This is a genomic window from Pseudomonas sp. PDM30 (genome assembly GCF_019218985.1).
GTDB classification, from domain to species: Bacteria; Pseudomonadota; Gammaproteobacteria; order Pseudomonadales; family Pseudomonadaceae; genus Aquipseudomonas; species Aquipseudomonas jessenii.
The window spans coordinates 269192-294398 of record NZ_JAHUWM010000003.1; the positions used below are offsets into that span (position 1 = coordinate 269192).

Sequence of the window (25207 nt, forward strand, 5' to 3'; positions counted from 1 at the left end):
ATGCTGGATGTGCTGGTCTTATCGCGGGCAAGCCTGCAGGTACACCAGAATCTGCCGGCCTGTGCGCCTTGAGGTCCATCGGTAACTTGCCGTGCGTCACTGCTCATCATTTCTGTAAGCCCTTTTATAGTGTCAGTTTTTAGACATCGCCGTGATGTGGGTGGTTGTAGTGAGAGCGATTAGGTTGGCTCAGTTGTGAGTTGGGCTTACCTTTACTGCTGGGCTCAGGAAATCTATGTGATAGCCAGAGGAACCGTCCCCAATTGCTATATGAACGCCATTAATTCCTTCGTTTAATTGAGAGTTGATTTTGTAGTCAATGCTATTTGCGATTGTTTCGTTTACTCCAATAGCAAACTCAGTCAGCTTGAGGCCTCTAGGTCCTGCTGCAAGATCCAATAGTTTTATGTGTTCATTGCCATTTGTTTTCAGTGAGGTGATTGTGTTGTCTTCAATGGTCAATAGTGCGCCTTCTTCAGATATGCGATCACTCAACCATTTTAAAGAAATATTTAAGCCTTCTGGTAAAGCTGGGTTGGGTCTTCTAAGAACTGTAAGTATTCCGGATATTTTTAATGCTCCGTGAAAGGAAAACGGACTCGGCTCTTGTGGCTTCATGTGAGCATAATGGACTTCAAAAAACTCCGCCACGGACTGAATGAAATCGTTTTCTATATCCTCGGTAATCAAAGCATAAGGCTGAGCGTGAGGGGCTATCGTTATTTGCGCGTCAGCGTCATTTCCGGTCAAGAAAAATGAGTTGTGTGAATTGAGCATGTTCAGTACACGTCTTTGTGTGCTTAGCGCTCGTTGAAAGTCGCTTATCAATAACAGATTCAAACTATAAAGTGCTGCTTTTAAAGTAGGCTCGAATACTTGTGTTGCACAAAAGATGCTTTTTTTGTGTTTGGTATTTTTCGCAATTTCAAATGTCTTTTTCGCTGCATCATTAGTGAATGAAAAGATGATGCTGTTTTTGGGGAGTCTGTCGATGTCAGAAATGTTGAGTGTCTTGAATCCTAAATTAGAGCACTCTTGGAGGAACTCCCCAAAGTCCGCAATTATGGAAGGCTCTTCTTGACCAAAGAGCGTTGTTATCATCGTTCTGGATAACATTGGAACCTCCTTTTTTGTCGGTGGGCGGCAAGAGCGATCTTGACGCCCATTTTCATCATTTACTCTTCAGTATGAGCCCAAGCTAACGGCGCCCAGCCAAAATTTTCCGGGCCGGAAGTTATGCGGGTGAGCTTTTCTTTAACGACATTTTTCTTTTTCATTTGATCGTCCTTTTTTTCATTTTGTTGGTTTTGTGCTCCCTGGTGGTCCTGAGGGGGCGAAATAATTAATACAGATTTTTTTTGATGTATTAAATAGGTTGCTTGAGGTTTTTTTAGAACTAATGAAGCTTGTGAGGTGTCTTGTAAGAGACTCTTGGTTGTTTGTGTAAGTAGCGGCTGTAGTCCTCTTCTGAAAATTTAGTTTTTCACCGAGTTTGGTTGTGATGGACGATCTGAAATCGTTAGGTTGGTCTACGGGGCTCTTTTTACGGGGGGCTACATTCAATTGTTAATAAGGGGGTTGTTTAGTGCAGGAATCAAAGAAATATCTGACGGATACGTCCGTACACCAAGCCTTGTTACTGGCTGATCTAACAGAACCCGCTGCACCCGATCACGCCATTCGATTATTACTCAAGGAGGTCCTTCAAGGATTAACGGATAAAGGCTGGCCACAAGCGCAAGTGCAGACGGGGCCGAGAATTGTCTCAGCTGAAGAAAACTACGGATTGCTCGGTTATGACCCAGCAGAAATCACCCTCGGAAGTGCACACACCCGCTGGGTCGATGAGTGTTCGTTGCTGCGAACGCAAACCACCAGTCAAATTCCAGCAGCGCTTCAGCGAGCTGCCCAGCTACGGCAACCGGGGCAGTCAATATTATTGGCCGCGCCTGGTATCACTTTTCGTCGCGACAGCCGGGATCGTTGGCATTGTGCGGAACCCCATCAGATGGATATCTGGGTGCTCGGTGATCCTGATTTGTCAACGCATGAGCATTTACTTTGCTTGGTCGGCGATATCCTCAAATCTGCCGTGCCAGATATGCCTTGGATCTACAGTGATAGTCCGCATCACTACACTGAGGGCGGGATCGAAGTAAACCTGTTGAATGACGGCGTCCCGGTAGAGGTTCTGGAGTGCGGTCGAATTGCCAAATCATTATTGGAGCGACTGAAGATCGATCCTTTGCGTCATGGAGGACTGGCGCTGGGAATGGGATTGGATCGCTTGACCATGCTGCGCAAAGGCATCCCGGATATTCGTTTGCTACGTGATCAGAACGAACGAGTACAGGCACAGATGCATGATCTGAATCTGTGGAGCGCCGTCTCTCGGTTGCCTTCGATTACTCGAGATATTTCGTTGGCGGTAACGCCGGGGCTGAGCGAGGAGGTGTTGACTGAAAGGATGTTGCAGGCAGCTGGCGATTGTTCAGATTGGATCGAGGAAATGCAGATCAAAGGGCGCTGGGCGTTCACAGAACTGCCTCTGCAGGCCATTGATCGCCTCGGATTGCTGCCGGGGCAGGAGAATGTGCTACTACGTGTTGTACTGCGTGATTGTTCGCGATCAATCACCACTGCTGAGGCGAATGCCTTGTATTCGAAAATTCAGGTGGCACTCCATGAAGGTACGCCGGGGGCGGGTTACAGAATGGATTCCCCCAATATTTAACTGGCCTCTTCGCGAGCAGGCCCACAGGATCTGGAAATAGCACAAGAAGTGTATACGCCAGAAATCCAGTGTGTGCGAGCCTGCTTGCGAAGGCGGTATGACAGTCACAATTGTAGAGTCTGACAGACAGCATTCGTCGGTACGCCGCCCGGAGCAGGTCAGATCGCGGCACCGTCGCTTCCACAGTTTTTTGTGGTGTCTTCTCTGCCTCAATCATCGCTTGCCGGCGCAATCATCCGGGTCTTCGGTGAGCCGTTCGAATTGTGCTGATAGATGGTCTGCGGCTGTCCCAGGTCATTGAAATACACCTGGCCGATCCCCGCCGAGTTCCATAGCCGCTCACCCGCTTCGGCGTGTTCGGGCACGTGGGGCACGATGCGCATGCGTCGACGTTTGGTCAGCCAGTTCAACGGTGAGCGTGGCGAGTACAGCCAGCGGTTGAGGCGGTCGAACCACTCGAGCAGGCTGGGCGGGAATTCATTCTTGATGCCGCTGCTGGTGATCTGCCAGATGCGCGGTCCGGCCTTGCGGTGGCGGATCAGCACTTCGTAGACGAAGGAATAGTGCACATCGCCCGACAACACCACGTAGTTACCCGGGGTGCGCGAGTGGCGGAAAATGTTCAGGATCACCTGTGCCGCGCCGCGATGGGCCATCCAGTTTTCCGCGTCCACCAGCAGTGGATAACCGCACCAGCTGAATACCCGCTGCACGGTTTCAATCAGTTTGACGCCGAAGATCGGCGCCGGCGAAACGATGATCGCACTCGGGTGGTCCAGCAGTTCCTGTTGCAGTTCGCTCAGGGCTTCCCAGTCGAGCAAACCGGAAGGCTGCTTGAGGTTCATCTCGCTGCGCCAGCGCCGGGTGCGGGTGTCGATCACCACCATGGCCGGGGTGGTCGGCAGCACGTAATGCCAGTGCTGAAACTTCAGCAGATCACTGATCAAGTCATCCTGAACCGTGCTGTCGAGGTGAAGGTCGCGTGCACTGTCGCTCAAGGCTCCGGACTTTTCCAGCAGGGTAGTGAACGCATCCGGGTTGTTGCCCCAGCCCTGGCACAACATATACGCCAGCAGCGCGTTGCCGATGATGCGCCGGGAGAACGGATGGCCGTAGGCCGTTTCTTCCCATTGCGCGGAAAGGTTCCAGTCATCGGTGATGTCGTGGTCGTCGAAAATCATCAGCGTCGGCAGATGCGCCAGTGCCCGCGCGACGTTGCCAAGGCCTGCCTTGAAGGCATCGATGCGCGTCTGCTCAAGAGCGTAGCGCTTGAGCCTTTGCGGCGTCAGCGTCGGTGCCTGGGGCGCGATCAGGGTCCAGGGCACTGGCGACCAGACCAACAAGTACATGGCCATGACTTCGGCGAAGGTCACCAGGTGATTGTCGGCGCTGCTGCTGGTGAAAATCGGCTTGCGCGCGCCACCGAAAAATCGCTCGCGCAGGGTTTCATTGCTTTGCAGTGCCGGCAGCAGATCCGCACGGTGGTAGTAACTGGCCGGATGCTCGTAGAGCCTGGCGCTGTCGCTGACCACCGCGCCTTCGAGGTGCTCCCCGAACAGGCCCAGGCGCTCGATCAAGGCGTGAATCGCCCGCAACATCGGCCCCGCGACATCGTCGGCGTAGACCTGATCGCCAGTCATCATCAGCAGTGCCGGGCGGTCCTTTGCCACGTGTTCCTGGGCCAGCAACCGGTCGACACACAGCAAGCCGTCTGTCGCCGGGTGATGAGGTTTGCGGCAAGAACCGTGCAGCAACTGATCGACCCGTGCGCGCAGGACGAAGTTCGGGCAATGGGCATCGCCATACAGCAGGTGCGGTGCCCAGTCGGCGATGCCTTTTTCTGTGCCATCGATCAGCAGGTCATAGTCGATCGATTCATCCCGGGGCAGGGCGCAATCGAGTTGCACATCGATCAAGTGCACAAAGGCATGAGCCCCCACCGCAATCACGGTGCATTGCCCGGCATCGAGTCGGATATCGCCGACGCCCTGCAAGCGCAAGGTCAGCGCCAGCGCCCGGGAACCCACCAGCCACAGCACCAGCCGCATGGGCTCAAGACGACGCAACAGCGGGCCGGCCAGGACCGGCGGCAGGGCGAGGTGATCGTTGGACAGTGGCAGTGCTTCGGACATCCGGGGTCAAGGCTCTTGGGGAATCGAGGCGGGCGATGATAGCGCAGGTGACGACGGGACCGGCTAGAACGATCCCGTTTCTGCCTGTCACCAAATGAAAAGCCATTGTCGTCTGATGAGAAGCGTCTCAAAGGGCCTCGTCCTACAGTCCAATCAGCGCAATTCGATGCAACACGCCCATATGCAGATTGGAGAATAAGAAAAATGGCCAAAGCCGTACGCTTCTACGAAACCGGTGGTCCCGAAGTTCTACGTTATGAGGACGTCGAAGTCGGCGAGCCCGGTCCCGGTCAGGTTCGCCTTCGTCATGTGGCGGTTGGCCTGAACTATGCCGACACCTATTTCCGTAACGGTACCTACCCGATTCCGATGCCCAACGGCATGGGCGTCGAGGCCTCTGGCGTAGTCCAGGCCGTTGGTGAAGGGGTCACCAACGTCGAGGTCGGTGATCGCGTGACCTACACCGGTTTCCTCAACACCCTCGGCGCCTACAGCACCGAGCGCCTGATCCCGGCCGCGCCGCTCATCAAGCTGCCGGAAACCATCAGCTTCGAGACCGCTGCCGCGATGACCATGCGTGGCCTGACGTCCTCGTACCTGATGCGCCGCATCTACGACTTCAAACCGGGCGACAGCATCTTGTTGCATGCCGCCGCTGGCGGTGTCGGTCTGATCGTTTCGCAGTGGGCCAAGTTGCTGGGCCTGAACGTGATCGGCACGGTTTCGACCGAGCAAAAGGCGGAAATCGCCCGGGCTCACGGTTGCGACCATACGATCAATTACAGCCATGAAGACGTCGCCGCTCGCGTTCGCGAACTGACCGACGGTGTGGGCGTCAACGTGGTGTTCGACAGCGTTGGAAAGAACACCTTCATGGGGTCGCTGGACTCGTTGAAACCCCGTGGCCTGATGGTCTGCGTGGGTACCGCATCCGGCCCGATCCCGGCGTTCGACCCGGTGATGCTGGCGATGAAAGGTTCGCTGTACCTGACCCGTCCTGCCCTGGCCAACTACATCAGCGACCCTGCGGAAAAAGCCGCCCTGGCCGGCGAGTTGTTCGACCATGTCGGCAGCGGCCGGATCAAGATCGAGATCAACCAGCACTACGCCCTGCAGGACGCCGTGCAGGCTCATCGCGACCTTGAATCGCGCAAGACTACCGGCTCATCGATTTTCGTCGTTTAAGGAGCGGCCAGCCATGAAAGTCGAACAATTGACCTGCAGCATTGGCGCCGAGCTGATCGGCGTCAACCTGGCCGACGCGGTGCATGACGATGGTCTGTTTGCCGAGATTCGTGCCCAGTTGCTCAAGCACCGCGTGGTGTTCCTGCGTGATCAGGACATCACCCGCGCCGAGCACGTGGCCTTCGCCCGGCGCTTCGGCGAGCTGGAGGATCATCCGGTGGCCGGCAGTGATCCGGAGCATCCGGGGCTGGTGCAGATCTACAAGAATCCTGACCAGCCGATGGACCGCTATGAAAACGCCTGGCACACCGACGCCACCTGGCGCGAAGCACCGCCGATGGGCTGCGTGCTGCGTTGCGTGGAATGCCCGCCAGTGGGCGGCGACACCATGTGGGCCAACATGGTCCAGGCCTATGCGAACTTGCCGGAAGACGTAAAGGTCAAGATCGCCGACCTGCGTGCCCGCCACAGCATCGAAGCGAGCTTCGGTGCCGCCATGCCGATTGAAAAACGCCTGGCGCTCAAGGCGATGTACCCGGACGCCGAACACCCGGTGGTGCGCACCCATCCGGAAACCGGCGAGAAGGTGCTGTTCGTCAACGCTTTCACCACCCACTTCAGCAACTACCACACCCCTGAGCGGGTGCGCTTCGGCCAGGACGCCAACCCCGGCGCCGGCGAGTTGCTGCGTTACCTGATCAGCCAGGCGTACATCCCTGAGTATCAGGTGCGCTGGCGCTGGAAGCCCAACAGCATCGCCATCTGGGACAACCGCAGTACCCAGCATTACGCCGTCATGGATTACCCGCCGTGCCATCGCAAGATGGAGCGTGCCGGGATTATCGGCGACAAGACGTTCTGATCGAACGCCACCTGCATCCGCACTCGCAGCATTCGCACTCGTAAACACGTCTGCCCGGCACGACCCCGGGTGGGCGAGACAATCATAAGAACTGGCATAAGAACTGGAGTTAACCATGCAATTCTTCGACGATTCCCTGCACCCCGAAAACATGGAAAAGGTAGTCATTACCGTGGCCCCGTACGGCCCGGAGTGGATGCCGGAAGACTTCCCGGAAGACATCCCGTTGACCATGGATGAGCAAGTCCAGAAAGCGGTCGAATGCTATGAAGCCGGCGCCACCGTGCTGCACCTGCATGTGCGCGAACTGGACGGCAAGGGCTCCAAGCGTCTGTCGAAGTTCAACGAGCTGATCGCCGGTGTGCGTGAAGCCGTGCCAGACATGATCATCCAGGTCGGCGGCTCGATTTCCTTCGCTCCGGAAAGCGATGGCGAAGCGGCCAAGTGGCTGTCCGACGACACTCGCCACATGCTGGCCGAGCTGACGCCGAAACCGGATCAGGTCACGGTCGCGATCAACACCACGCAAATGAACATCATGGAGCTGTTGTATCCGGAGTACCTGAAGGGCACTTCCCTGGACAACCCGTTGATCCACGCCGCCTACAGCGAAATGACCGTACCGGCAGGGCCGGCCTGGGTGGCCGAGCACCTCAAGCGCCTGATGGACAACGGCATCCAGCCACACTTCCAGTTGACCGGCATGCACGCCATGGAAACCCTCGAGCGCCTGGTGCGCAGGGGCATCTACAAGGGCCCGCTGAACCTGACCTGGATCGGCATCGGCGGCGGTTTCGACGGCCCGAACCCGTTCAACTTCTTCAACTTCATCCACCGCGCGCCGGACGGTTGCACCCTGACCTCCGAATCGCTGCTCAAGAACGTCATGCCGTTCAACACCATGTCGATGGCCATGGGCATGCACCCGCGCGTGGGCAATGAAGACACTATCATTGATCACAAGGGCGATCGTTTCGGCTCGGTTGCACAGATCCAGCAAACCGTGCGCATTGCCCATGAACTGGGCCGTGAAATCGCCACCGGCAAAGAAGCCCGCGAGATCTACCGCATCGGCGTGCAGTACGAAACCATCGAAGAAACCCTGTTGGCCAACGGCATGGCCCCCAACCGCAAGGTTGGGCAGAAAGGTGTACCGCAACGCGGTTGACCTAGGGTCGGGGCGAGAGGCCGTGACCTCTCGTCCGCCTGACCGTTACACGCTTGATAAGAAAAATAAAACAAAGCTCTTGAGGAGGCTGCATGGCCTTTCACCCAATAGCCGCTGACGATGACGACTCCTGCGGAGTCGGCGTTGCGCGCCAATATGCCTGGATCGTCTTTGCCCTGACGTTCGGTCTGTTGATTTCCGATTACATGTCGCGTCAGGTACTGAACGCGGTATTCCCTCTGCTCAAGACTGAGTGGGCGTTGAGCGACGGACAACTGGGTCTGCTTAGCGGCATCGTTGCCCTGATGGTCGGCCTGCTGACATTTCCCCTGTCGTTGATGGCCGACCGCTTCGGTCGGGTCAAGAGCCTGGCGCTGATGGCTTTCCTGTGGAGCGTGGCGACCCTGGGTTGCGCACTGGCTCAGGACTACCAGCAGATGTTCATTGCGCGGTTCATGGTCGGCGTCGGCGAAGCCGCCTACGGCAGCGTGGGCATCGCGGTGGTGATTTCGGTGTTCCCCAAACACATGCGGGCCACCCTGGCCAGTGCCTTCATGGCTGGCGGCATGTTCGGTTCGGTGTTGGGCATGGCTTTGGGCGGTGCGATTGCCGCCAAGCTGGGCTGGCGCTGGTCGTTCGCCGGCATGTCGCTGTTTGGCCTGGTGCTGGCGATGCTCTATCCGCTCATCGTCAAGGAAGCGCGCATAGCGCCACGACGTGCCGCGCAGATTGCGAACAAGACGGCTGCCGCGGTCAAGCGTCCGCTGCGCACGCTGTGGTCCAGCCGTTCGGTGGTGTCGACCTACATCGCCAGCGGCTTGCAGTTGTTCGTCGGCGGTACGGTGATGGTGTGGATTCCCAGCTACCTCAACCGCTACTACGACATGCCTACCGACAAGGCCGGTGGCATGGCGGCAATCATCGTGTTGTGCAGCGGTGCGGGGATGATCCTGTGCGGCATGCTCAGCGATCGCCTGTGTCGGAACTCGCCGGAGCGCAAGGTCAGCCTGGCCATTGGTTTTTGCCTGGGCAGTTGCCTGTTGCTGTCGGCAGCGTTCGCATTGTCGGCAGGGCCTGTGCAATTGGCGCTGATCTGTCTGGGCATGGCGATTGCCACCGGCACCACCGGCCCCGCCGGTGCGATGGTTGCCAACCTGACCCATTACTCCGTCCACGGTACGGCGTTCGCCACGCTGACCCTGGCCAATAATCTGCTGGGGCTGGCACCCGGGCCGTTCCTGACTGGCCGTGTGTCCGACCTCATCGGCCTGCATGCCGCTTTCCAATTAGTGCCACTGGTCAGCCTCGCGGCGGCAGCGGTGTTCTTCTATGCCAAGTGTCATTACCAAAAAGATATCGCCCGGCTTGAGGGTCAGAGCGTGCCTGAGCCCGTCAGTGCAGCCGGGATAGAGGTGAAGTTGTGAGTCGTCGTTTACGTATTGATGTGTTTTTCGATTTTATCTGCCCTTGGTGCCTGATCGGCAAACGCCAACTGGAGCATGCGCAGGTGCAGTTTCGCAGTCGTCACCCGGATGTGCAGATCACCACGGTGTGGCATGGCGTGCAGTTGCTGCCCCAGATACCGGTAGAAGGTGAACCTTTCGCCGAGTTCTACCGCAAGCGCCTGGGCAATGCCGACGCAATGACCATGCGTCAGAATCAGGTACAGCGGGCTGCCGGGGCAGTTGGACTGGCCATCGACCTCAGCCGTATCGAGACGATGCCCAACACCGCGGACGCCCATCGCTTGTTCGAGCGTGCCAGCGCACTGGGCAATGCCAGTCAGCGTGAAATGTTGCTCGAACGACTGTTCGCCGCTTATTTCCTGAGGCGTGAAAACCTCGGTTGCCGTGAGACCTTGCTTGCCATTGCCCGCTCCTGCGGCGTCGCTCCGGACGGGGTGCTCGATTGCCTGAAGGGCGATGCCACGCCGTTTGAAGGATCCCCCGAGGCGACCAGTGGCGTGCCGAGCTTCAAGTTCGACAACCGCATGACGGTGATCGGCGCACAACCTGCTCAGGCGCTGCTCGCGGCCATGACCGAAGCCCTCAAGGAAAGTGATCGCGAGCGGCAGCCAGCATGACCCGGCGCATTCCCGTGCCAGCCGGCAAATACCCGCAGGCCGGTGGCCGGGCGCTGTTCGAGTTCGAAGACAAAAGCCTGGCGCTGTTCAACGTCGACGGGCAGTTGTTTGCCATTGACGACAGCTGCCCGCACCAGGGCTCTTCCCTATGCGGGGGGCGTCTTGAAGGCCGGGTGATTCAATGCCTCGCCCATGGTTTGCGCTTCGATTTGCACAGCGGCTACCTGCTCAACTCCAGGCAGGTCAAAGTCACCAACTACCCGGTCGAGACCATCGACGGCCAGGCGTTTATCGTCATCGCATCCGAGGAGTCCGCGCCATGAGCGCCATTGCTCTTACCCGTATCCACACTCGCACGCGCGAACTGGCACCTGGGTTAATCGTCAGTCTGATTGTCGCGGCCGCCGCGTCGTTCTTGTCCGAGCACTACGGTGCGCCGGTCATGCTGTTTGCCTTGCTGTTGGGCATGGCCCTGAATTTTCTCGCCGATGACGGCCCCTGCAAGGCCGGTATCGAGTTCACCGCCCGCACCGTGCTGCGCATCGGCGTGGCGCTGCTGGGCATGCGCATTACCCTGGAGCAAATGGCCGCGCTGGGCTGGAAGCCGATTGCACTGGTGGTGATCCTGGTGGTGGTGACCATCAGCGTGTCTGTGATCGCCGCCAAGGCCCTGGGCTTCCAGCGCCTGTTCGGCATGCTCACCGGCGGCGCGACGGCCATCTGTGGCGCTTCGGCGGCCTTGGCGCTGGCAGCGGCGCTGCCGAACCATCCGCAGAAAGAGCGGGCGACCCTGTTCACCGTCATTGGCGTTTCGGCGTTGTCGACTCTGGCGATGATTGTCTATCCGATGATCGCCAACTGGCTGCAGTTGTCGCCGCAGGTGGCGGGTGTGTTCCTTGGCGCCACGATCCACGACGTGGCCCAGGTGGTCGGCGCCGGCTACAGCATGTCGACCGAGACCGGCGACACGGCCACGGTGGTCAAGCTGATGCGCGTTGCGATGCTGCTGCCGGTGATCGTCACTGCGGCGATGATCACCCGCATGCAGGGCGCCGATCCGACCGGCAAGCGCCCGCCGCTGTTGCCGTGGTTCGCCGTCGGCTTTCTGATCCTGGCCTGCATCAACAGCACCGGATGGATAGCGCCTGCGGTGCAAGGATCGGTCAACGAACTGTCGCGCTGGTGCCTGGTGATTTCCATCAGTGCCCTGGGCATGAAGACCCGCTTGCGCGAACTGGCAGCGGTCGGGATCAAGCCGATTCTGCTGATGGTGGGGGAGACGGTGTTCCTGGTCGTGCTGGTGCTGTTGTTGCTGCGCTGGGGGCTCTAATCGTCAGGTTGATACAAAACCTGTGGGAGCGAGCTTGCTCGCGATAGCGGTTTCACATTCAACACTCATGGTGGCTGACACACCGCCATCGCGAGCGAGCTCGCTCCCACAAGGATTGCAGTTCCAATCGCGCGCTTTCGGCGACTGTACCAGCAGTCGCCGTTTTTTTTGCCCTGCTGTCAGGACGGTTTCGCCCCTGCCTGTTTCTGCGCGCGCCACGTCGCCGGCGGCATGCCGAACTGGCTGATGAACCAGCGGGTAAACGAGCTCGCCATCGAGTAGCCGAGCATGTCGGCAATGCGGCTGAGGGAGTAGTTGGGGTTGTCCAGGTAACGCAGCACCAGGTCGCGGCGCACGTCGTTGATCACGTCGTTGAAGGCGCAGCCGTCGTCCTTGAGGCGGCGTTGCAGGGTGCGCACGTTCATGCCCTGGCTCTGGGCCACCTGCTCAATGGTGGCGCGCCCCATGGGCAACAGCAGGTAGATGGCCTTGCGCACCTCGAACAGCATCGAGGCGCCTTCGTGGTTCTGCAGCGAGTCGAGGTAGCCCTGGGCATAGCGGGCCATGGCCGGGTCTGCGTTGGGGTTGGTCATGTCGAGGCTGATGTCAGGGCAGACGATGCCGTTGAACTCGCTGCCGAACTCCAGGTTGCAGCCGAACAGGCGGCGATGCAGGTGCAGGTTGTCCGGTGGCTGGTGCATGAAGTTGACGCTGTAGGGATGCCAGTGTGAGCCCAGCAGGGCCGAGCACAGCCGGAACATTACGCCGATGGCCAGCTCCGTGGCCTGGCGGCTGGGCATCGGCGTTTCGGTGACCACCTCTTCGCGAATGATCACCATCTTGCCGGCCTCCTCAATGAAGATGGCCAGCGAGTCATTCATCAGGTGCCGGTAATCCACTACGACCTGCAAGGCATCGCGCAGCGTGCGCTGGTGGCTGAGCAGCAGGCTGACCACGCCGAAGTCCGAGAGCTGGCGCGATTCGGCCATGCTCAGGCCGAAGGTCTGGCAGCCGCTGGCGGCGGCTGAGTCTTCCAGCAAACGGACGGCGGCATCGATATGGATGCGGTGTTCAGGGGCTTGCAGTTGGGCCCTGCTCAAGCCGACACCGGCCAGCACGTCGCGCGGGTTGAAACCCAGGTACTGGGTGACCTCCAGGTAGTTGGTCAAGACAGCGGCGCGAACAAGCTTGGTCATGCGAAAGTCTTCCCTGTGCCGATGGCGGTTGGCGTGAGCGTGGCGACTATATCCAGCGTATCAACAGTTGAACAGTTGTCATGTCGTTGATGGATTTCATGCCATACGGTCACCAATCTTCTACGCTGCATGGAGCCATCAGCGCTCATCCGTTGATTACAGTGACCTTGCGCCAACCTGCGGGGATTTTCGACCAGTGGTCGCACTGTCCTGCTGTCGGACAATTTGTCATCAAAAGAAAAGTGCATGACGTCCAATGTAAAGCGCTTCGGGTGGGCGCTCTTTAATGTCGACACTACAAAAAGCCCCTGGCGAAAACAGCCAGTCGAGTTATCGAGAAAGCGAAGGTGTTGACCGTGGACAAACTGCAAACTGCCGCCACCATTCTGATCGTTCCGGGTCTGCGCGAGCACGTGGCCGAACATTGGCAAACATTGCTTGCCGCCAGGCTGAGCAACGTGCGCAGTGTTGCGCCGCTGGAGACCGACAAACTCGATTGCATGGCCCGTGTGCGGGCGATTCAACACGAACTCGAACAAATCGACGGCCCCGTGATTCTGGTGGCCCACAGCGCCGGCGTGCTGATGGTCGCGCACTGGGCTGCTCACTACAGCCGTCCGATCAAGGGCGCTTTGCTGGCCGCGCCACCGGACCTCGATGCGGTCTGGCCGTCAAACTATCCGTCTTCCGAAACCCTGCGTAGCCAGGGCTGGAATCCTCTGCCACAAGGCCCGCTGCCATTTCGCAGCATCGTGGCCGGCAGCACCAACGATCACTTGGCCAGCCTTCCTGCGGTCACCCGCATGGCAGAAGGCTGGGGCGCCGAATTGCTCAATCTGGGCGATGTCGGCCACCTCAATCCGGCCGCAGGATTTGGCCACTGGCAGCAAGCTGAAGCACTCATCCTGGAGCTCGATCGCTAGTACAAGGAGCTGGACTGGCAGTACGCCAACCGGCATTTGCCCTCATTCCTTAAACGCAAACCCATCAATGTTTGCGCGAGGGCGGCTGCGCTTAAAACAAAGACAAAAAAGCGGAGACAACGCAATGCACAACAATAAGAGTCACGGCTTCACCGCTCCACGCTACACCTTGCTGGCCTCAGCCATTCTTGCGGCAACGGTACCTGCGGCCCATGCGGTCGAGATCGAGACGGGGAATCCGGACTGGAACGTCCGCGTGGATAACACCATCAAGTACAACTATGGCGTGCGCACCGAAAGTGCCGACAAACGCATGTTGGGAACGCCGAACAATAACGACGGCGACTACAACTTCCGCAAGGCCGGGACCAACATCACCAACCGTATCGATCTGTTGACCGAAATGGACGTGGTCTACAAGAACGCCATGGGCTTTCGCGTCAGCGCCGCCAGCTGGTACGACAAGGCCTATGACAACACCGGCTCCAACTCCAACCCGTTCGTCAACGGCAATGGATCGACCTCGGGCCTGATCGCCAATGACCCGCGCCTGGCCGGGGTCACCCGTGACAACGTCGGCAACGGCAGCTCGCACCTGAGCAATTATGCCCAGCGCTACTACAGCGGTCCTTCGGGCGAAATCCTCGATGCCTTCGTGTTCTACAGCACCGAAGTGGGCGAGGAGTCGATGTTCAGCGCCAAGGCCGGTCAGCACAACGTGTTCTGGGGCGAGACCATTCTCAACCCGGTGCACTCGGTCAGCTATGGCCAGTCCGGCCTCGACCTGGCCAAGCTTGCCGCGTCGCCGGGTACCGAGGCCAAGGAACTGTTCGTTCCGCGTAACCAGTTGTCGATGTCGTTCACCGTCAATCCCGAGCTGACCGTGGGTGCCCAGTATTTCCTGAATTGGGATGCCGCGCGTCTGCCGGAAGCGGGCACCTATTACGGTGGTTCCGACCTGGTCGGCTTCGGCGCGCAATCGTTCCTGTTGGGCAACACCAACGCCGTGGTACCGGGCAGCCCGCTAGGTTGTGGCCTGGCGCCGTGCAACGCCTTGACCAATGTGCGTCGTGGCAAGGACCTGACTCCGCATGACAGCGGTGACTGGGGCGTCATGGCCAAATGGTCGCCGGCCTGGCTGGATGGCACCCTCGGCGTTTACTACCGCGAAACCTCGGAAATCCTGCCCCAAGCCTATCTGGACGCCAGGGGCATTACCTCGGCCAACCCGAACGGCACCCGTCCGGCGGGGCAAGTGCCAGCGGTGATCAACACCCTCAATTCGCTGGACACCGCCACCTATCAACTGGCCTATGCCGACAACATCAAGATCCTTGGCCTGAGCTTGTCCAAGGACGTGGGTGGCGTGAGCGTGGGCTCGGACCTGAACGTTCGTCACAACATGCCGCTGGCCAGTATCCCGGCGATCGTCAGTACCCGCAGCCCGCTGGGCCTGGGGCAAGGGCTTGGCCTGCTGCCTGCACGTACGGACGCCACCGGTGTGGTCTATGACACCCCGAGCCGTGGCGACAGCATGAGTGCCACCGGTGACACCCTGCACTGGACGCTCAACGGTCTGATGACCCTGCCGAAAACGCCGGTGTTCGATCAGGCGACTGTGCTTGCCGAGCTGTACTACAGCAACCTGCTCAAGCTCGATAGCAAGAACGAAGCGCTCTACAAGGGTAAGGACAGCTATCGCGGCATCGACGCGCCGACCCGTGACAACTGGGGTCTGGCGGTCAACTTCACACCGACCTGGTACCAGGTCTTCCCGGGTGTCGATCTCAACGCGCCGATGTCCGTCAACGTCGGTCTCGACGGTGTGTCGCCGGTCTCCGGTGGCGGTGCCAAGGACACCGGCAACTATGCCGTGGGCGTGGGTGCCATTGTCTACAACAAATACTTTGTCGACCTGAAGTACGTGGACTCCTTTGGCGAAACCGACAAGTGCAACGTCAGCGGTGTGAGCACCGGCTCCAAGGGCGGTGACGGCTCGACCCCGAACGCCTTTAGCGGCAACGAAAACTACGCCTGTTACGCCGGTGGCTACTCGTCCTTCTCCGGAGGTGGTGCCACGACTGAGGACCGTGGCGCCGTGTACCTGACGATGAAAACAACATTCTGATTCACCACTGATTTGCTCAATGCAAGCAGGAGAATAACAAGATGAAATTTGTAAAAACCGTGTTGGCCGCTTCGCTGGCCATGGTCCTTGCCGCTCAGGCACAGGCTGCTGTTTCAACTCAGGAAGCTGCCAAGCTGGGCACCAGCCTGACACAGGTAGGGGCTGAAAAAGCCGGGAACGCTGATGGTTCCATTCCTGCCTACAACGGTGGCCTGACCACCCCGCCGGCCAGCTTCAAGGCCGGCGACAGCATGCGCCCGGACCCGTTTGCCAGTGAAAAGCCGGTACTGGTGATCGACGGCAAGAACGTCGATCAGTACAAGGGCATGCTCACGGCGACCACGGTAGAACTGGCCAAGCGTTTCCCGACGTTCCGTGTCGACGTGTTCCCGACGCACCGCACCGTTTCGCTGCCTCAAGCGATCCTGGATAACGGCGTGAAGAACGCCAGCGGCGCCAAGTCCCTGGAAGGTGGCCTGGCCATCGACAACGTGCTGCCGGGCATTCCATTCCCGATTCCGCAGTCGGGCAACGAAGCGATGTGGAACTTCCTGTTGCGCTACCAAGGCGTCAGCATCAGTTCCAAGTACGACTCCTGGAACGTTGACTCCGCGGGCGTTCCAAGCCTGGCGACCACCGGGCAAGCGAACATCTCCTACCCGATCTATGAAAACCTCTCGCAGCCGATCAGCAGCGCCGACGTGTACTACCAGATGAAGCTGGCATACACCGGCCCTGCGCGCCGCGCCGGTGAGGCGATCATGCTCAAGGATGCCGCCAACCCGTTGCAGCAACCGCGTCGCGCCTGGCAGTACTTGCCGGGGCAGCGTCGAGTGAAACTGGCTCCGAGCCTGGCTTACGACACGCCAAACCCGGGTACCGCCGGTGCGGGCACCTACGATGACGTGTTCGTCTTCAACGGTGCGCTGGATCGCTACGACTGGAAGCTAGTGGGCAAGCAGGAAATGATCGTGCCCTACAACACCTACAAGCTGACCTACGTCCAGGACCCTAAATCGCTGACCACTGCCAATCACCTGTCACCGGATTTCGTACGCTGGGAAAAACACCGTGTATGGGTCGTCGAAGGCAACCTCAAGGCCGGTGCTCGTCACATCTACCAGAAGCGCCGCTTCTACCTCGACGAAGACAGCTGGACCGCTTTGGCCTCGGATCAATATGACGCTCGTGGTCAGCTCTATCGCGGTTCCTTCGCCTTCCTGAGCCAGAGCTATGACAAGCAGGTTCCGGACTCCACGCCGTTCATGATCTACGACCTGGTCGGTGGTTCCTACAACATCAACGGCGTAGTCGGCCCTTACGGCGGCATCAAGTACATCGAGCCGCTCTCCAAGGCCCAGTGGTCTTCGGAATCCCTGGCCGGCGCCGGTATTCGCTAAGCCAACCGCAAGCAGACGCTCGCACGATCCACTGTGGGAGCGAGCTGTGGCGAGGGGGCTTGCCCCCGTTGGGCTGCGAAGCAGCCCCAAAATTTCCGATGTATCGAAGATCTTGTGAGTGCTGCGCACTCAAACGGGGGCAAGCCCCCTCGCCACAGCTCGCTCCCACATGACCTGCACGGCGCAAGGTTTGAACGTCAGGCACACCGATGTGTGTCCCGGCGCGGTTTTCCGAAGAGGACGCAGCATGTGTTCGTATAAAAATAATATTTTGCAGCTGGCGTTTGGCGTTGTGCTCGGCCTGTCGCAGGGCATCGCCCAGGCGGCCGATTACGTCGATGTACTGGACCTGCCCGCCAGAGTCAGTGCCTTGGCGATCAACAGCCCGTTGTCCGGCATGACCCGCGCCGGCGGGCGTGTGATTGCCGTCGGCCAGCGTGGCCATATTCTGTTTTCCGATGATTCGGGAAACCACTGGCAACAGGCCGCCGTACCGGCCAGTGCCGACCTCACTGCGGTGAATTTTCCGACCACCACCCAAGGCTGGGCGGTGGGTAATGACGGCGTGGTGCTGCACAGCAGCGACGCCGGCGCGACTTGGCAAAAGCAGCTCGACGGTCGTCAGATCGGCGCCTTGCTGGTCAAGCATTACACGGCGCTGGCCAGCGCCGAACCGGGCAATGAGCAATGGCCCCAGTTGGCCATGGAAGGCCAACGACTAGCCGATCAGGGCGCGGACAAACCGCTGCTCGGCGTCTGGTTCGCCAACGACAAAACCGGCTATGTGGTCGGAGTATTCAACCTGATCCTGCGCACCGACGACGGTGGCCTGACCTGGACGCCATTCCAGGACCGCACCGACAACCCCCAGGGTTTCCATCTCAACGCCATCGCCTCTACCGGCGACAGTGTGTACATCGCGGGCGAGCAAGGCCTGCTGCTCAAATGGGACGACAGCGCCCAACGCTTCAACGCGGTACCGACGCCTTATCAAGGCAGCTTCTTCGGCGTGCTCGGCAAGCCTGGCGAAGTGCTGATCTATGGCCTGCGCGGCAACGTGCTGCGCAGCACCGACGGCGGCCAGAGCTGGACCGCACTGGACACCGGCCTGCACGTCAGCATCACCGCAGGCCTGATCGATGCCCGTGGCAATTATCGCTTGTTCACCCAGGGCGGGCAGATGCTGGTCAGCCAAGGGACGGGCGCGCAGTTGCATCTGAAGCAGCAACCGGCGCCGACCCCGGTCGCCGGCGCCACCCAGTCCGCCAATGGCGCCTTGGTGCTGGCGGGCAGCCGTGGTGCCCGGACGCTGTCCGCCGATCCAGCCCTCGAACCCTAAGAGCGAGAACCCAGACATGGGCAATATCAAACAAGACGCCATGCCGGTGATCCGCGAACTGCGGGATTTCGACCACCGCTCCGGCAACCTCCTCGAGCGGCTGGTGTTCAACTACCGCCCGCTGTTCATGCTGCTGATGGCGCTCGCCACCGTGGTGCTGGGCTTCATGGCCGTGACTCGCCTGGAGTTGCGCCCAAGCTTCGAAAAAATGATTCCCCAGAGCCAGCCCTACATCCAGAACTTCCTGGAAAACCGCCAGTCGCTGCGCGGTCTGGGCAACTCGGTGCGCGTGGTGGTCGAGAACACCCAGGGCGATATTTTCGACCCCGATTACCTGGACGTGCTCAAGCAGGTCAACGACCAGCTGTTCCTCACCGAAGGCGTCGACCGCGCGTGGATGAAGTCGCTGTGGAGCCCGGCCGTGCGCTGGACCGAAGTCACCGAGGACGGTTTCCAGGGTGGCCCGGTGATGCCCGACACCTATTCGGGGCAGCCTGAGCAAATCGAACAGTTGCGCCAGAACATCTCCCGCGCCGGTGTGGTGGGTAGCCTGGTAGCCAGTGATTTCAAGTCGACCATGCTGATCGTGCCGCTGATGGACAAAGCCGCCGCCGGCGGACAGCGCATCAATTACCACGCGTTCTCGCAGATGCTCGAAGAGCAGTTGCGCGACAAGATCGAATACGCCGGTGACAGCGCTGCGCGTAAATCCGGGGTCGAAGGCACCGGGCATTACAAGGTGCGGGTGATCGGCTTCGCCAAACTCATGGGCGACCTGATCGACGGCCTGATCCAGGTGATGATGTTCTTCGGCCTGGCCGTCGTCACATCGCTGATCATCATCTACGCCTACACCCGTTGCGTGCGCAGCACCCTGCTGGTGGTCGGTTGCTCGTTGGTCGCGGTGGTCTGGCAACTGGGTATCGTCGCCTGGCTCGGCTACGCCATCGATCCGTACTCGGTGCTGGTGCCGTTCCTGATCTTCGCCATCGGCGTGTCCCACGCGGCGCAGAAGATGAACGGCATCATGCAGGACATCGCCCGCGGCACCCACAAACTGATCGCTGCGCGCTACACCTTCCGCCGCCTGTTCATCGCCGGTGTCACCGCGCTGCTGGCCGATGCCGTGGGCTTCGCCGTGTTGATGCTGATCGATATTCCGGTGATCCAGGACCTGGCGATCACCGCCAGCATCGGCGTTGCGGTGCTGATCTTCACCTCGCTGTTGCTGATGCCGGTGGCGCTGTCCTATGTCGGTGTGGGCGCGAAAGCCGCCGAGCGTGCGCTGAAAATCGACAACCGCGCCGAACACCACAAAGGCTTCGGCAAACTGTGGGACCTGCTCGACCGCTTCACCACGCGCAAGTGGGCCACCGGTGCCGTATTGGTCGCAGTGTTGATGGGCATCGGCGGTTTCATGGTCAGCCTGAACCTGAAGATCGGCGACCTGGAAAGCGGGGCGCCGGAGCTGCGCGCCGACTCGCGCTACAACCGTGACAACGCCTACATCACCAGCCACTACGCGCTGTCCAGCGACCTGTTCGCGGTAATGATCAAGACCGCGCCGGAAGGCTGCCTGAACTACAAGACCCTGGTGCTCGCCGACCGCCTGGCCTGGGAGCTGCAACAGTATCCGGGCGTGCAGGCGACCGCGTCCCTGGTCAACGCGGTACGGCAGATCACTGCCGGTACTTATGAAGGCAACCCCAAGCTCAACAGCATCCAGCGCAACCAGGACGTGCTCAACTACGCCGCCCAGCAAGCCTCGGTCAACTCGCCGGAGTTGTTCAACACCGACTGCTCGCTGATGCCGGTGATCACCTTCCTCAAGGATCACAAGGCTGAAACCCTCGATGCCGTGGTGGCGATTGCCGACAAGTTCGCCAAGGAAAACAGCAGCGACGATCGCCAGTTCCTGCTCGCCGCCGGTACCGCCGGGATCGAGGCCGCGACCAACATCGTGGTGCGCGAAGCCAACCGCACCATGCTGCTGTACGTGTATGCGGCGGTGACGCTGTTCTGCCTGATCACCTTCCGCAGCTGGCGCGCCACACTGGTGGCCCTGTTGCCGCTGGTGCTGACCTCGATCCTTTGCGAAGCCTTGATGGTGGCCATGGGTATCGGCGTAAAAGTCGCAACCTTGCCGGTGATCGCCCTCGGGGTGGGCATCGGCGTCGACTACGCCTTGTACCTGCTCAGCGTGCAATTGCACTTCCAGCGCCAGGGCTTGCCGCTGTCCCAGGCCTATCGCAACGCCGTGTCCTTCACAGGCAGAGTGGTCGGGCTGGTGGGCATCACCCTCGCCGCCGGTGTGGTGTGCTGGGTCTGGTCGCCGATCAAGTTCCAGGCCGACATGGGCATCCTGCTGACCTTCATGTTCCTGTGGAACATGCTCGGCGCGCTGATCCTGATTCCCGCTCTGTCGTACTTCCTGCTGCGCGAACGGGCACCCAAGCCCGGTTCTGTCGCGGCAACCGAAAACACCGAATCCACTGAACGTCCCGGCATGCCCCATGCCGTGACCACTTCCGAGTAAGCCAAGATGTCTGATTACAAAGCTCCCCTGCGCGACATGCGCTTCGTACTCAACGAGGTTTTCCAGGTGTCCCGGCTCTGGGCACAATTGCCCGGCCTGGCCGACGTGATCGATGAAGAGACCGCCGCCGCCATCCTCGAAGAGGCCGGCAAGATCAGCGGCGAAGTGATCGCGCCACTGAACCGCGCCAGCGACGAACAGGGCTGCACCTGGAACGACGGCGTGGTCACCGCCCCGGACGGTTTTGCCCAGGCCTATCAGGCCTTCGCCGAAGGCGGATGGGTGGGTGTCGGCGGTGATCCGCAGTACGGCGGCATGGGCATGCCGAAGGCTATTTCGGCCCAGGTCGAAGAGATGGTCAACTCGGCCAGCCTGTCGTTCGGCCTGTACCCGATGCTGACCGCCGGCGCCTGCCTGTCGATCAAGGCCCACGCCAGCGAAGAACTGAAAGCGGCTTACTTGCCGAACATGTACGCCGGCACCTGGACCGGTTCGATGTGCCTGACCGAAGCCCATTCCGGCACCGACCTGGGCCTGATCCGCACCAAGGCCGAACCCCAGGCCGATGGCAGCTACAAGGTCAGCGGCAGCAAGATTTTCATCACCGGTGGCGAGCACGACCTGACGGAAAACATTATCCATCTGGTACTGGCGCGGCTGCCCGATGCACCGGCCGGCCCGAAAGGCATCTCGCTGTTCCTGGTACCGAAAGTGCTGGTCAACGCCGACGGTTCGCTGGGTGAAAACAACGCGCTGTCCTGCGGCTCCATCGAACACAAGATGGGCATCAAGGCGTCCGCCACCTGCGTGATGAACTTCGATGGCGCCACCGGCTGGATCGTCGACGCACCGAACAAAGGCCTGGCGGCGATGTTCACCATGATGAACTACGAGCGTCTGGGCGTGGGCATCCAGGGCTTGGCCCAAGGCGAGCGCTCGTACCAGAACGCCGTCGAATACGCCCGTGACCGTCTGCAAAGCCGTGCGCCAACCGGTGCGCAATTCAAGGACAAGGCCGCCGACCCGATCATCGTGCACCCGGACGTGCGCCGCATGCTGTTGACCATGAAAGCCTTGAACGAAGGCGGCCGTGCGTTCTCCAGCTACGTGGCCCTGCAACTGGACATCGCCAAGTACAGCGAAGACGCACCGACACGCCAGCGCGCGCAGGATCTGGTATCGCTGCTGACCCCGGTGGCCAAGGCCTTCCTCACCGACATGGGCCTGGAAACCACCCTCCATGGCCAGCAGATCTTCGGCGGCCACGGCTACATCCGCGAGTGGGGTCAGGAGCAACTGGTGCGTGATGTGCGCATCACCCAGATCTACGAAGGCACCAACGGCATCCAGTCCCTGGACCTGGCCGGGCGCAAGATCGTTGGCAGCGGCGGGGCGCTCTACCGCTTGTTCGCTTCGGAAATCCGCAACTTCACCGCCAACGTTGGCGCTGACCTTGCCGAGTTCATCCAACCGCTGAACGCCGCCGTCGACACTCTCGACGACCTGACCGCGTGGCTGCTGGACCGGGCACAAAACAACCCGAACGAAATCGGCGCGGCCTCGGTCGAGTACCTGCATGTGTTCGGCTACACCGCTTACGCCTACATGTGGGCGCGCATGGCCAAGGCCGTCATGAGCGGCGATGGCGAGGACGATTTCTACACCAGCAAACTGGCCACCGCGCGTTTCTACTTCGCCCGGTTACTGCCGCGTATCCACTCGTTGAGCGCATCGGCCAAGGCCGGCAGCGACTGCCTCTACGAGCTGCAAGCCGATCAGTTCTGATCGAAAGAACAAGGAACCTTAAACATGATGGCGACAAAAATAATTCCGCCCGCCGACGGCGCCTATGCCTACCCCTTGCTGATCAAGCAAGTGCTGCTGTCCGGCGTGCGCTACGAGCCGGGCCGGGAAATCGTCTACGCCGACAAGCTGCGCTACAGCTACCAGACCCTCAACAAGCGTATTCGCCGCCTGGCCAATGCGCTGACGGCGGCCGGGGTCAAGGCCGGTGACACCGTGGCCCTGCTCGATTGGGACAGCCACCGCTACCTGGAATGCTTCTTCGCCGTGCCGATGATCGGCGCGGTGCTGCACACGGTGAACATTCGCCTGTCGCCGGAGCAGGTGCTGTTCACCATGAACCACGCCGAGGATGACCTGGTGCTGGTGCATGATGATTTCCTGCCCCTGGTCGAGCAGATCCACGGTCGGCTGGAAACCGTTAAAGGCTACCTGCAACTCACCGATGACGAGGCGACCACGACCTCGCTGCCGGTGCTGGGCGAGTACGAGCACCTGCTGTCCCTGGCTTCGGACCAGTACGACTTCCCCGATTTCGACGAGAACTCGGTCGCCACGCTGTTCTACACCACCGGCACTACCGGCGACCCGAAAGGCGTGTACTTCAGCCACCGCCAGTTGGTGCTGCACACCCTGAACGCCGTCGGCACCCTGGGCGTCTATCAGGGCCAGCCGCTGCTGCGCTCCGACGACGTGTACATGCCGATCACGCCGATGTTCCATGTGCATGCCTGGGGCGTGCCGTATGTCGCGACCCTGATGGGCATCAAGCAGGTCTACCCGGGCCGCTACGAACCCAACAGCCTGGTCAAGCTGTACCGTGAAGAGAAGGTGACCTTCTCCCACTGCGTGCCGACCATCCTGCAGATGATCCTCAACTGCGAGGAAGGCAAGGCGACCCGTTTCGATGGCTGGAAAATGCTCCTGGGCGGCAGCGCGCTGACCCTCGGCGTGGCCAGCGAAGCCAATGCCAAAGGCATGGTGGTGCACGCAGGCTATGGCATGTCCGAGACCTGCCCGTTGCTGTGCCTGACGTACCTGCGCGATGAAGACCTGCAGCTGTCCGCCGAAGCGCAACTGCCGATCCGCATCAAGACCGGCACCCCGGTGCCATTGGTCGACCTGAAGATCATCGACGCCGAGGGCAACGATGTGGCCCATGACGGCGAGTCCCTGGGCGAGATCGTGGTGCGCGCGCCGTGGCTGACCCAGGGCTATCTGAAAGCCCCGGACAAAGGCGCGGAGCTGTGGCACAACGGCTGGCTGCACACCGGCGACATGGCCTCGATCGACAAGCTGGGCGGCGTGGAAATCAAGGACCGCATCAAGGACGTGATCAAGACGGGCGGTGAGTGGATCAGCTCCCTGGAACTGGAAAGCCTGATCAGCGAACACCCGGGCGTGATGTCCGTCGCCGTGGTGGGCATTGCCGACGAACAATGGGGCGAACGCCCGATGGCCATGGTCGTTTGCGAGCCGGGGCAATACCTCGACCGCAAGATTCTGGAGGTGCATTTGCAAGCCTTCGTCGATGGCGGCCGCATCAACAAATGGGCGATCCCCAAGCAGTTCAAGTTCGTCGCCGAAATCCCCAAGACCAGCGTCGGCAAGATCAACAAGAAGCTGATCCGGGAAACTGAAGCGAACTGACACGAACTGACCCGAACACTGTAGGAGCGAGCTTGCTCGCGATGGACTCAAGGGCGTCGCGTTTATCCTGTAAACACGCGTTATCGTTAACGACCATCGCGAGCAAGCTCGCTCCTACAACGAATTCAACAGTGGGCGGTTTCTGGATAGTTTGCGGGGCGTCATCTTTGTCATAGTCCTCGTCAGAGATAACGCCCCGTTAGTCGCAGTTTTCAGCGCCTGTGCCAAGCTGAACGGGGTATTAGCGCCGGGCATTCAAATGTCGGCCAGTCAACCCCCAGGAAGCCCATGCCATGAACCTCGCCCGTGCATCAAACGTCCGCCACGAGTTCTACAAAGCCGTCTGGTTCTATTTAAAAGTGGTCTGGCCGATCTTCTCGATACTGCTTTTGGTGATCATTGCGTTCGGCCTCATCATCGCCCACCTGGAAGGCTGGGGCCCGTTAGACGGTATCTACTTCGCCTTCGTGACTGGCCTGACCATCGGCTATGGAGAGCTGGTGCCCAAACTGGGTGTGTCGCGGGTGCTGGCGATCCTGCTGGGTTTCAACGGCGTGCTGATGACCGCGACATTCGCGGCGATCAGTGTCCGGGCCATTGAAGTGACGGTGACGGCGGCGAGGAAGGAGGAATAGGGTGTAGCCTGGTCAACCCAAAGCCAAACCCCAACACAAAACCCCTGTGGGAGCGAGCTTGCTCGCGATAGCGGCGTATCAGCCAGCAAAAATGCTGAATGTT

General features: G+C 60.0%; 19 protein-coding genes. 16 read left to right on the plus strand and 3 right to left on the minus strand.

All coding sequences use genetic code 11. The features are described 5' to 3' along the window. Positions 1-189: 189 nt before the first annotated feature. Entirely contained in the window at positions 190-1116 is a 927-nt protein-coding gene (locus tag KW840_RS08645) for a hypothetical protein (protein ID WP_218494969.1), read from the minus strand. Positions 1117-1585: 469 nt separating this feature from the next. Here KW840_RS08645 and KW840_RS08650 point away from each other — a divergent pair, with 469 nt between their 5' ends. Continuing rightward, complete coding sequence (locus KW840_RS08650) at positions 1586-2734, plus strand: hypothetical protein (RefSeq protein ID WP_057716332.1); 1149 nt, start codon at positions 1586-1588, stop codon at positions 2732-2734. Between the two features lie 209 nt (positions 2735-2943). Here KW840_RS08650 and KW840_RS08655 read toward each other — a convergent pair whose 3' ends face one another. Continuing rightward, positions 2944-4866 carry an alkaline phosphatase D family protein gene (locus KW840_RS08655; RefSeq protein ID WP_218494970.1) on the minus strand — a complete coding sequence of 641 codons (1923 nt, stop codon included), beginning with the start codon at positions 4864-4866 and terminating at the stop codon, positions 2944-2946. Between the two features lie 204 nt (positions 4867-5070). On the opposite strand from KW840_RS08655, the gene KW840_RS08660 reads away from it, so the two are divergent. From KW840_RS08660 to KW840_RS08690, 7 genes are all read left to right on the plus strand, one after another. After that, complete coding sequence (locus KW840_RS08660; protein ID WP_008050013.1) at positions 5071-6051, plus strand: quinone oxidoreductase; 981 nt, start codon at positions 5071-5073, stop codon at positions 6049-6051. Between the two features lie 13 nt (positions 6052-6064). Next, the gene (locus KW840_RS08665; protein WP_057716330.1) at positions 6065-6913 is read left to right on the plus strand and encodes a TauD/TfdA family dioxygenase; all 849 of its coding nucleotides are present in this window, start codon (positions 6065-6067) and stop codon (positions 6911-6913) included. A 115-nt stretch (positions 6914-7028) separates the two neighbouring features. Then, the gene (locus KW840_RS08670) at positions 7029-8081 is read left to right on the plus strand and encodes a 3-keto-5-aminohexanoate cleavage protein (RefSeq protein WP_090453201.1); all 1053 of its coding nucleotides are present in this window, start codon (positions 7029-7031) and stop codon (positions 8079-8081) included. Between the two features lie 92 nt (positions 8082-8173). After that, positions 8174-9505, plus strand: coding sequence for an MFS transporter (locus KW840_RS08675; RefSeq protein ID WP_090453203.1), 1332 nt, complete (start codon positions 8174-8176; stop codon positions 9503-9505). Continuing rightward, the gene (locus KW840_RS08680) at positions 9502-10164 is read left to right on the plus strand and encodes a DsbA family oxidoreductase (RefSeq protein ID WP_218494971.1); all 663 of its coding nucleotides are present in this window, start codon (positions 9502-9504) and stop codon (positions 10162-10164) included. Before KW840_RS08675 ends, KW840_RS08680 begins: the two co-directional genes overlap by 4 nt. After that, positions 10161-10487 (plus strand): Rieske 2Fe-2S domain-containing protein, encoded by a 327-nt coding sequence (locus KW840_RS08685; protein WP_218494972.1) that lies wholly within the window; start codon positions 10161-10163, stop codon positions 10485-10487. Before KW840_RS08680 ends, KW840_RS08685 begins: the two co-directional genes overlap by 4 nt. Next, the gene (locus KW840_RS08690; protein WP_057716325.1) at positions 10484-11494 is read left to right on the plus strand and encodes a YeiH family protein; all 1011 of its coding nucleotides are present in this window, start codon (positions 10484-10486) and stop codon (positions 11492-11494) included. The genes KW840_RS08685 and KW840_RS08690 overlap by 4 nt, the downstream gene beginning before the upstream one ends. A gap of 179 nt (positions 11495-11673) precedes the next feature. Here KW840_RS08690 and KW840_RS08695 read toward each other — a convergent pair whose 3' ends face one another. Then, complete coding sequence (locus tag KW840_RS08695) at positions 11674-12690, minus strand: AraC family transcriptional regulator (protein WP_150815013.1); 1017 nt, start codon at positions 12688-12690, stop codon at positions 11674-11676. A 356-nt stretch (positions 12691-13046) separates the two neighbouring features. On the opposite strand from KW840_RS08695, the gene KW840_RS08700 reads away from it, so the two are divergent. The 8 genes from KW840_RS08700 to KW840_RS08735 all read left to right on the plus strand — a co-directional run bounded on the left by KW840_RS08700 (position 13047) and on the right by KW840_RS08735 (position 25104). Beyond that, positions 13047-13613: an alpha/beta hydrolase gene (locus KW840_RS08700; protein ID WP_057716669.1), complete on the plus strand. Its 567-nt coding sequence runs from the start codon at positions 13047-13049 to the stop codon at positions 13611-13613. Positions 13614-13737: 124 nt separating this feature from the next. Next, positions 13738-15741 carry a DUF1302 domain-containing protein gene (locus KW840_RS08705; protein ID WP_102669165.1) on the plus strand — a complete coding sequence of 668 codons (2004 nt, stop codon included), beginning with the start codon at positions 13738-13740 and terminating at the stop codon, positions 15739-15741. A gap of 41 nt (positions 15742-15782) precedes the next feature. Next, positions 15783-17141, plus strand: coding sequence for a DUF1329 domain-containing protein (locus KW840_RS08710; RefSeq protein WP_218494973.1), 1359 nt, complete (start codon positions 15783-15785; stop codon positions 17139-17141). Positions 17142-17388: 247 nt separating this feature from the next. Continuing rightward, positions 17389-18480 (plus strand): YCF48-related protein, encoded by a 1092-nt coding sequence (locus KW840_RS08715; RefSeq protein ID WP_218494974.1) that lies wholly within the window; start codon positions 17389-17391, stop codon positions 18478-18480. Between the two features lie 16 nt (positions 18481-18496). Further along, entirely contained in the window at positions 18497-21016 is a 2520-nt protein-coding gene (locus KW840_RS08720) for an RND family transporter (RefSeq protein WP_218494975.1), read from the plus strand. Positions 21017-21022: 6 nt separating this feature from the next. Then, a complete protein-coding gene (locus tag KW840_RS08725) occupies positions 21023-22801 on the plus strand; it encodes an acyl-CoA dehydrogenase C-terminal domain-containing protein (protein ID WP_218494976.1) in 1779 nt (592 codons plus the stop codon). Positions 22802-22825: 24 nt separating this feature from the next. Then, positions 22826-24469, plus strand: a complete 1644-nt coding sequence (locus KW840_RS08730) for a fatty acid--CoA ligase (RefSeq protein ID WP_218494977.1) — start codon at positions 22826-22828, stop codon at positions 24467-24469. Between the two features lie 293 nt (positions 24470-24762). Beyond that, positions 24763-25104 (plus strand): potassium channel family protein, encoded by a 342-nt coding sequence (locus KW840_RS08735; RefSeq protein ID WP_057716317.1) that lies wholly within the window; start codon positions 24763-24765, stop codon positions 25102-25104. Positions 25105-25207: the final 103 nt, after the last annotated feature.